The 4153-nt window shown below is 40.1% G+C and carries 3 protein-coding genes and 1 pseudogene; 3 read left to right on the forward strand and 1 reads right to left on the reverse strand.

Annotated elements, in window-relative coordinates:
* Positions 1-288, forward strand: a pseudogene (locus AC1DND_RS21535) (hypothetical protein); the annotation flags it as partial.
* A gap of 332 nt (positions 289-620) precedes the next feature.
* Complete coding sequence (locus AC1DND_RS21540) at positions 621-2894, forward strand: GH92 family glycosyl hydrolase (protein ID WP_477584675.1); 2274 nt, start codon at positions 621-623, stop codon at positions 2892-2894.
* 101 nt (positions 2895-2995) lie between these two features.
* Here AC1DND_RS21540 and AC1DND_RS21545 read toward each other — a convergent pair whose 3' ends face one another.
* Positions 2996-3286, reverse strand: a complete 291-nt coding sequence (locus AC1DND_RS21545; RefSeq protein ID WP_477584676.1) for a hypothetical protein — start codon at positions 3284-3286, stop codon at positions 2996-2998.
* 285 nt (positions 3287-3571) lie between these two features.
* On the opposite strand from AC1DND_RS21545, the gene AC1DND_RS21550 reads away from it, so the two are divergent.
* Entirely contained in the window at positions 3572-4081 is a 510-nt protein-coding gene (locus AC1DND_RS21550) for a PRC-barrel domain-containing protein (RefSeq protein ID WP_477584677.1), read from the forward strand.
* The last annotated feature ends 72 nt before the right edge of the window (positions 4082-4153 follow it).

Consider the following 4153-nt stretch of genomic DNA (forward strand, 5'->3'; position numbering starts at 1 on the left):
GTACAGGCTTCTGAAAATGCCGTAGTAAAAACAGCTGGCAAATTGGATACTAAATATCTTCAGTTATTCTTAAAAGGAAATGCGGTTGCAGAAATCGATTCGGATACAGAAAGTTTATATACTGTAATTGAAGGCCGTGCAGATTTAAAATTAAGTGGCGCTACAGGAGAACATACTTTAGTAATGGGAAGCACACCAAAATTGAATCTAGATAGATTTGCAGCAATGAAAACACAAATGAGCTCACCAGTAACCGGTACAGAACAAACTGCCTCATTAGCAAAATAATAAATAAAAATTTAACATTCGAAGAGCGATGAAATCTATTCATCGCTCTTTTTTGTTTACACACCACTTACGCTTAAGCCGTAACCTCTTTTTTTGGCACCAGGCATTGTAATTAACCTAATAAGATGCAAACAGGCCAAATAGGAAAGGGCATTTTCTATTCTTGCTTTTTTGGTAAACTGATCATTTCCTTTAGATTTGCTAAATCGTTTTACTGTTATAGGCAGGATTAAAAAGATTTACATCATTAATGATACAGTCGGCAACTCGTCAGCGTTAAATATCGTTTTTGAAAAATGTTATGTTTGCCACACCTAATCGAAATTCTTGAAATGAAAAAATATACATATTGTTTATTGAGCGCAATATTTTTGCTAATAGCTTGTATCAATTTCGCACATGCACAAGCTAAAAAACAACCCGTAGACTATGTTAACCCATACATTGGTAACATTAGCCATTTACTTGTACCCACTTATCCTACTATTCATTTACCTAACAGCTTATTGCGGGTTTATCCGGAGCGTGATAATTTTACCAGTAATACTATAGATGGTTTGCCTGTTGTGGTTACCAGCCACCGGGGCAGCTCGGCCTTTAATTTGAGTCCCTTTCAGGGCGACCTCAAAAATGTGGGTAACGTAATTTCTTATGGCTACGACAATGAGGTGATTAAACCTTATTATTATGAGGTTGACCTCGATGATTTTGGGATAAATGTACAATTTGCGCCGTCGCACCAATCGGGGATATATGCGCTCAACTTTTCGCAAACAAATGCTCCGGCTTACCTGGTTTTAAACACCAGAAACGGAGCGCTGAAGGTGAGCCAAAATGTTGTAAGTGGTTTTCAGAAACTAGACAATAATACCAAGGTTTACCTCTACTTCGAAACTGATTTAACACCCCTTGAATCAGGCAAGCATCATGGAACTAAAATTGATTCCAGGGAACAGTCTGCTTCCGGCCGTGATGCTTATCTTGTTTTAAAATTTCCTGCTCAAACCAGGCAGATTAAAGCACGTTATGGCATATCATTTATCAGTGAAGAACAGGCAAAACAAAATCTCCGTCGAGAAATCAAGGATTATAACCTGAACCAGGTGGCGCAGACAGGAAAGAATATCTGGAATGCCACACTTGGAAAGATCATGGTAACAGGCACCGATGAAACAGCCAAAACCATATTTTACACATCCCTTTATCGCACTTACGAAAGAATGATCAGCTTATCTGAAGATGGAAAGTATTTTAGTGCCTTCGACGGAAAAGTGCACAATGATAATGGTATGCCATTTTTTACCGACGACTGGATTTGGGATACCTACCGGGCAACACATCCACTCCGTGTGATTATTGAGCCAAAAATGGAAGGCGATATGATTAATTCTTACCTGCGAATGGCACAACAGATGAAAGACCATTGGATGCCAACTTTTCCGGAGGTAACTGGTGATAGCCGGAGGATGAACAGCAATCATGGCGCGGCCACCGTAATTGATGCTTATAACAAGGGTTTGAGAAATTTTAATCTTGATGAAGCTTATCAGTATTGTAAAGCAGCCATTACCGAAAAAACCCTGGCCCCGTGGTCTTCAAAAAAAGCAGGTGTTTTAGATCAATTTTTTAAAGATAAGGGCTATTTCCCTGCTTTACCTGAAGGTGAAAAAGAAACCGCAGCAGAAGTCCATGGTTTTGAAAAACGCCAACCGATAGCCGTTACCCTGGGTACGGTTTATGATGAATGGTGCCTGGGCAATATTGCTCAGCAATTAGGTAAAACCGATGAAGCAAAATACTTTTTAGATAAAAGTAGCAGCTACCATACGGTGTTTAATCCGGACACCCGATTTTTTCATCCGAAAGATGTGGAAGGTAAATTTATTAAACCGCTGGATTACCGCTTTTCGGGCGGACTTGGTGCCAGAGAAACTTACGATGAAAACAATGGCTGGCTTTACCGATGGGATGTGTTGCACAACCTGGGCGATTTGGTAAATATGATTGGCGGCAAACAGGCTTTTGTTGACGAACTGGAGAAAATGTATAATACACCGCTTGGGAAAAGCAGATTTGATTTTTATTCGCAGTTGCCTGATCATACGGGTAATGTTGGGCAGTTTTCTATGGGTAATGAACCTGCCATGCACATTCCTTACTTATACAATTATGCGGGACAGCCCTGGCGCACGCAAAAAAGGGTAAGGAGTTTATTAAGTCAATGGTTCCGTAATGATTTAATGGGTATTCCTGGCGATGAAGATGGCGGTGGCCTTACTTCTTTTGTAGTATTTTCGCAGATGGGTTTTTACCCGATAACCCCAGGCTTGCCCATGTATGTAATTGGCAGCCCCACTTTTGCCAATGTAAAACTTGACCTGGGAAATGGCAAAAAGTTTGAGTTAAACTGTATAAACTATTCTCCTGAAAATAAATACATCCAATCGGCTAAACTGAACGGGCAAGTATGGAATAAATCGTGGTTTGCTCACGAGGATTTAATGAAAGGGGGCAAATTGGAGTTGGTAATGGGCAAACGTCCGAATAAACTATGGGCAGCGGATGAAGCGTCACTTCCCCCTTCATTTAAAATGCCTGCGAAATAAAATGACTGGAGATTTTGGGAGATTAATATTGTTTTCAGGTATTATCTCCCCAGCATACCATTAGTTATTGCTGGAACTAAATGATAGGTGATTTACACCCATCATGATAAAAAATGCTGTACCAATTCTTCCCACTCCTGGTCTAATGATAATTGTGGCCTTTTCTCTCCGGCTTTAGCATACCAATAATCGGCATTCCAAATATCGCCTTCTTTGCGGTGCAGGTAGGCGTGGATGCGGGCAGAGGCAACATCGCCTAAATGGTCGACCTGGTTATGGGCCGTATGCCAATCTCCTTTTGCATCATACCAGAGTGCGCGCAATTGAACTGATATGTTACTATCAGGCCTATCTTCTTTTAATGACATTCTAAATTCAGCTATATTCTTCATTAACTTCTGATTCTATTTTAACGATTATACAAAATAATCGTTAAACAGTATGATTGCCGCCTGATAAAAAAAATTATTTCGATTAATATTTTCGTTGCTTTCCACATCTTTTAATACCAACACAAAACGCTAGACCACAAATACCTATAGTTAATTACTCCTTTACGATATTTGTTTTAGCCGCCCAATTTTTGTACCCTGGCGCCTTAGCATAAAAACCATCACCTGAAAAACTTGTTGTAAAACTGGGCATCGTTATTAATAGCCCCTTTAAAAAAAGCAATTATGGATTCAGGAACTATTTTATACAGCAATTTAGAAGAGCTCTCAAAAAGTAGTTATCAATTAACAGACGGCGAGGCAGACATTAAAGGTTGGCCAGTAAGAAATGAAGCTGGCGATTCGGTTGGAAAGGTGCGCGACCTCCTATTTGATCCCGAGCAAAATGCGATACGCTATGTTATTGTGGAGCTTGTCGATATGGGCGAAGATTTGGAGGAAAAGGCCGTGCTGATACCCATCTGGCTCGCAAATTTRGGCGAAGATAAAAAAGAAGTTATTTTACCCGATATCCACCAGGATCAGTTTAGGGCAATGCCGAGATATATTATTGGTGAGGTTACCCCTGAATTGGAGAACCAGATCCGAAGCATAATTGGAAGTCCGGCGGCGTTGCGGATGGAAGATGAAATTGTAGAGATTGACCGTGCAAACTTTTATCGTCACCATCATTTCGATAAGAATAGTTTTCCGGAGCACAATCCCCGCAATCAGGATTCCGACCCGTTAATTTAATGGATACGTTAAATTTGTAAATGATGTATATGCCTCGCTAGTATAGTTTATATTCAAAAAACGAGGTTGTAT

Source organism: Pedobacter sp. 01N416 (assembly GCF_056399685.1).